This is a genomic window from Acaryochloris sp. IP29b_bin.137 (assembly GCF_028285745.1).
Classification (GTDB): domain Bacteria; phylum Cyanobacteriota; class Cyanobacteriia; order Thermosynechococcales; family Thermosynechococcaceae; genus Acaryochloris.
On the sequence record NZ_JANQOP010000258.1, the window covers coordinates 1 to 4,946 of the forward strand.

5 protein-coding genes and 1 pseudogene are annotated in these 4,946 nt (G+C 51.5%); 1 reads left to right on the plus strand and 5 read right to left on the minus strand.

From position 1 onward, the window contains the following. From Q0991_RS18365 to Q0991_RS18385, 5 genes are all read right to left on the minus strand, one after another. Nucleotides 1–195: ATP-binding cassette domain-containing protein (locus tag Q0991_RS18365; RefSeq protein WP_299491125.1), on the minus strand; the 195-nt coding region annotated here is incomplete at its 3' end. A 23-nt stretch (nt 196–218) separates the two neighbouring features. Then, nucleotides 219–929, minus strand: a complete 711-nt coding sequence (locus Q0991_RS18370; RefSeq protein ID WP_299491127.1) for a DUF4336 domain-containing protein — start codon at nt 927–929, stop codon at nt 219–221. Between the two features lie 12 nt (nt 930–941). Continuing rightward, nucleotides 942–2,129, minus strand: coding sequence for an ABC transporter permease DevC (devC, locus tag Q0991_RS18375; RefSeq protein WP_299491129.1), 1,188 nt, complete (start codon nt 2,127–2,129; stop codon nt 942–944). 43 nt (nt 2,130–2,172) lie between these two features. Next, nucleotides 2,173–3,474, minus strand: a complete 1,302-nt coding sequence (locus Q0991_RS18380) for an ABC exporter membrane fusion protein (RefSeq protein ID WP_299491132.1) — start codon at nt 3,472–3,474, stop codon at nt 2,173–2,175. Beyond that, on the minus strand, nt 3,449–4,036 hold the full coding sequence (locus tag Q0991_RS18385) for a TetR/AcrR family transcriptional regulator (RefSeq protein WP_299491135.1): 588 nt from the start codon (nt 4,034–4,036) through the stop codon (nt 3,449–3,451). The genes Q0991_RS18380 and Q0991_RS18385 overlap by 26 nt, the downstream gene beginning before the upstream one ends. Nucleotides 4,037–4,434: 398 nt before the next feature. Between Q0991_RS18385 and Q0991_RS18390 the strand changes: the two are divergent. Then, nucleotides 4,435–4,946 (plus strand): annotated as a pseudogene (locus Q0991_RS18390) (hypothetical protein); the annotation flags it as partial.

Sequence of the window (4,946 nt, forward strand, 5' to 3'; positions counted from 1 at the left end):
GAGACTGCCGCTTTGGGCTGCCCTTAAGCCTCCCAGTAATGTGAGTAATGTTGTCTTCCCTGATCCAGAAGGACCCGTGAGAATCACAATTTCACCCGCTTCAATCTCCAAATTGATATCGAATAAAACCTGCTTCTGGAGCTGGCCTTCGCCAAAGGCATGGTTGAGTTGGTGGGCAATAATGACGTTAGACATGGGAATCACTCCAGAACAAAAGGCTATAAGGTTTCGTCCAGCAACCACTCAAAGCCCGCTGTGAATTGGGCTTTACCATTGGTTTCGACGATGCTGCCATGGGCCGTAAGGACCCGATCAAAATCCCATGCCAACACCTGACGAACGGAGGCTTTCACCTGGGCCTTATCGCGGCTGCCCAATTTTTCAAAATAGGACGGCTTCAAGACTTTGTAAGAGCCCATCACTCGTGCTGCCAACTGGGTGACCCAGGGAAACGTCTCGTCAAAATGAAACGAGGTATCCGTGAGAATCAAGCTGCGACTGGGCCGATGCCAAAAGACCGTTTCATGGGCGAGACAAATGCCTCGGGGTAACAGGGCTCCGAATCCCTTGAAAGGGAGGTATTCTAATTCCTCTCCAAAGGTTCCGGCTTGGTTGAGCAAACTATCCAGCCTTAGATCAGGACGTTTGTTGGCCAACCCTTCGACGCCCCAACTGGTGGCATCGGGATAAAGCGCCTGAGCTTGGCCCAAATACAGGTGATGGAATTGATTGGGGGCAATTAGATGGCAAACGGTGCCGAAGCGATTCAGATTTGAGCAGTCGCTAGCCTGGAGTTGGATTGGGGAAATCAGAATCAGTTCCCCCTGATTGAGGCGAACAACGACCATGCGAGTGCCGACTTCTAACCCCAGATAGCTGAAGGGTTGGGTGGCAGTCCAAAGATTTTCGGCAACAGGAATCAGGTTCATAGTCAGGGTGAATTAGAAAATATCGGCTGGATCCGCGGCTCTTAACTTGCGCATGGCAATGGCTCCTGACATTGAGCACATCAGAATGGTCATCATCAGGACGGTGATAGCTCGCTGGGCGGTCATGGAAATGGGGAGCATGGTGGCCGCAAAGGCGAGCTGATACAGTCCTAAAGCTAATCCCACACTGGGTAAATACCCGAGAACAGCCAGAAGGAGGGCTTCTTGAATTAACATCCCCAACAGATAGTTGTCGGTGTAGCCCATGGCTTTCAAGGTGGCATATTCTGGCAAATGCTCAGATACGTCAGAATAGAGAATCTGATAGACAATCACGATGCCGACAATAAAGCCCACGCCCACCCCGAGGCCAAAAATAAAGCCAATCCCGGTGCCGTTAGCCCAATAGTCCTGTTCAATCTGGGCAAAGTCTTCGGTAGTGCCGACTAAAACATCGTCGGGTAGAAGAGCCTCTAGATCGGCCTGGACCTGGGCCAGGTTAGCTCCCGGCTGCAGCTGAATCAACCCCACCTCAATCTGCTCTGGGCTGCGGTTCGGAAACAGCTGCAGAAATGTGGAATCACTGGCAATCACATTGCCATCGGCAGCAAAGGATGCCCCATTGGTGAATACTCCGTCCACCTGAATCAATGTGTTGTTCAGTTCGGCGGCGAAATGCCCCTTTTGCTCAAACGCACCGGTGGTAAATCCATATTCTGGCCGTCCGGCCTGATCAAACAGGACGCGATGCAGGGGCTGAATTTTATCCTGATTGTTTGTGACTTCCGGGAACTTAAAAGACGGCTCAGCCGGGTCAATGCCCCAGACCAAAATAGCTCGCTCTCGTTTGGTCTCAGGATTCTTCCACTGTCCGGTGGCAATATAAACCCCATTCACAGACTTCACTTGGGGATGAGCCAGGGTCTGATACAGCCGGGCGCGGGGAAAAGCCTTAACGGAAAACAGGGTCTGCATTTGCGGGTTGGTTAAAACCAGATCCGCCTGCAGATTGCGGTGGGGCTGGACGGCGGCATCGAATAAAGCCCCCTCAAAGCCCATCTGGATAAAAATCAGCATATCGGCGAAGGCAATACCTGCGATCGCAACCAGTAACCGTGTCCGCTCTCGCGTCACCTGGTGCCAAGCCAAAGGAGTTCTCTTTAGAAATTTAGGCCGTTTTCGCCTGATCCAACTGTTCATGGCCGCTTTCCAAAATCAAACGTTCGTTATAAAAAATACTAAATCAAGAGTCATCGGCGATTTGGATCACCGTCTGCACCTGCAAATTGCTGAGATTCGCAACCTGTTGGCTGTCTTTTGGATCAAGGGCAATCTTGACCTCAACCACGCGACGATCCAGATTTTCGCCAGGGTCACCACTAAAAACTTGCTGGCGACTAATCTGACGGCCTAGCTCGATCACTTTGCCGCGCAGTTCGCCGGGAAAGCTTTGGCCTCGAATTGTGGCGGCTTGGCCCACCTGAACCCGGTGGATATCGCTTTGGTAAACTTCAGCGACCACTAGCATCTGTTCTGTTTGTCCTAAGGCGACAATGCCGTCACTGCTCATCTGTTCACCGGGGCGGGTGTAGATCTTAAGAATCTGCCCATCACTCGGAGCTTTAATGGTGGCTCGATCCAGATTTTTCTGGGCCTTGGTGAGGGCGACCTGGGCCGCTTCCACCTCGGCTTGAGCCATTTGGATATCCACCGATCGGACTTCCGCCACTTCCGCTAACCGAGATTGGGCCGTTGCCACCTGAGCTTGCCCCGTACTTTCCAGCCGACCGAGTTCAGCCTGGGCTTCCTGGAGGCGGCGCTGGGCAATCCCGTCGGTGCGGGAGCGTTCTGCAGTGGCCTGCTTTAAAGCTTGGCGGGTAGTATCCACACTGAGCTGTTTGCTATCGAACAAGGATGCAGAAACGGCTCCTGCTTTGTACAGGGATTGATAACGGGCCAGTTCTTTTTGAGCCGTGCGCAGCTCAGCCTGTAGTCGTTGAACGGCTGCGGTTTGGGCACTGCGATCGCCCTCATATTGGGCTTCCAGTCGGGCAATGGTTTGTCGCTGAATTCGCAACTGCCCGGTTAATTCTGCTGACTCTTGGGAGACAGTTGCTCGTTGGGCATTAATGGCTCCCGGTTTAGCTCCTGCCCGCACCTGAGCCAACTTTACCTGAGCAACGCGGAGCTGGGCCTGAGCTTGGGCCACTTCATCTAACAAGCGATCGCGGGAATCCAATACGGCAATGGGGTCACCTGCCTGTACGGTATCTCCCAGTTTGACCTTGAGTTTGGCAAGACGATCGCCATCTAGGGCCAGCGGAGCTGCAACTTTGACAATTTCACCCGTAGGTTCGAGGCGGCCCAAGGCAGCGATGCTCGGTAATGTTGAGGGTTTAAGGGCGCTTGAGTCTGAGGGGTGAGGCGCTTGCCAGCCGCTTTGGGCAAGACCGACAAAAACAATCCCCCCGCTGGCAGCAATCGCTGCAATCAAGGTGCCCACTAACCAGGGCTTGGGTTTAAGTTTGAGCGGACAACTGTTCATAGCTGAGGATCATCTGAATCATAAGTTGACTGTGGGATTGGTACCAATCAGTGTCTTCAATCCCTCGGTTGTAGATGCACTGAAGAATTAAGCCATCAATAAAAATGATGAGAAATTCTGCAACGGTGGGATCCTGAAGCTGTAAATAATCAATGATGGTATCCCGACTTCGATTCCAAACCTGGCGCAGGAAATTGACTTCTTCGTCACTGCCTGATCGGGTTTGTTGAAAGAAATCGATCCATAGCATCATCTGTTGCTGGTAGTACTGAATATTGGCCAGTACAAAATTCATGATCGCTTGCAACCGTGCTTCTAGGGTTTCGGCTTTTGGGGCTTGGGCAAAGAACCGAGAGATATCCTGCTCACACAGCTCTTGGACAAGCTGCATAAAGATGGCTTCCTTGCTATCAAAGTAGTGATACAGCGTCCCGGTTGAAACCTTTAACCCTTCCGCAATCTGCCGCATAGTGATTGAACCGTAGCCTTTGTGAGCGAAGAGTTCAATACAGCCATTCAGTAATTCTTTGCGGTACTGTTCACGATCAACAACCTTGGGCATTGGAGGAGAACACCATATTGGAATACATGTATTTTATAACATATGTTCGTTATAAAATAAACTAAGTCGTCACCTGCCAAATTGTTTTAATCATTGATTACCATCAGAAACCATACCCAGACATTGCAGATGATGGTTCCTTTGAAACAACTCCGGCTGTCCAATATGCTCAGCCATTGGGAGACCTTCGAAAACCAGGCTACCCAGGAACAGTGCGAAGGGAATCCCATCATAATCGTGTCGAGCGCTTCTTTATTAATCAAGAAATATAGCGCATTGAAATATTTTCTTTAACCCAGGGTAAGTTGCGCTTACAGGCATCATGTCGGGAAAAGGGATATCCCAAGCTACGGATGCCAGCAAGTGAGACAGCTTTGAAGGCAAGGTGAGGAATCAAGATGGTCAATCGAAGGATTGTCGATGCAAACTTCTGCAAAGAGGTCGGTCAGACTTTAGGTTTAAGTCTATTTATCTCTGGAATCTGGCCCCTCGCAGCGATTGCTGAACCCATAGATATTGCCTCACCCTCTCCAGAACAGACCCATGCTGCTACTCCCCCTCAGCTCAAAGCCCCACCCGCCAGAATCACCCCTCCCATTCCCCCACATGGCGATCTAGACCTAGCCCTGAGCGCCACCTCTATTTCAGTCCTCCCTCCCTCCAAACTCCAACAAGATCTCACATTTCCTACTTCCCCTACCCCAGACCCTCACCCAGCCTCTAACCTTTCAATCCCAAACTTGCACCGTCCACCCCGCACCTTAGATGAAGCAGGATGGACCCCCACCCTCCAAACCGTAGCCCCCCCTGCCCCTGATCCTTCCACCTCCATAGACGCTACCCCCTCCACGCAAGCCCAAACATCGAACGCCTCCACGCAAGCCGCTGATTTACGCATTAGTCCCCGCAT

Coding starts and splice junctions, on each gene's coding strand:
- devC (WP_299491129.1), bottom strand. CDS start 2,129: ATGAACAGTTGGATCAGGCGAAAACGGCCTAAATTTCTAAAGAGAACT.
- Q0991_RS18385 (WP_299491135.1), bottom strand. CDS start 4,036: ATGCCCAAGGTTGTTGATCGTGAACAGTACCGCAAAGAATTACTGAAT.
- Q0991_RS18370 (WP_299491127.1), bottom strand. CDS start 929: ATGAACCTGATTCCTGTTGCCGAAAATCTTTGGACTGCCACCCAACCC.
- Q0991_RS18380 (WP_299491132.1), bottom strand. CDS start 3,474: ATGAACAGTTGTCCGCTCAAACTTAAACCCAAGCCCTGGTTAGTGGGC.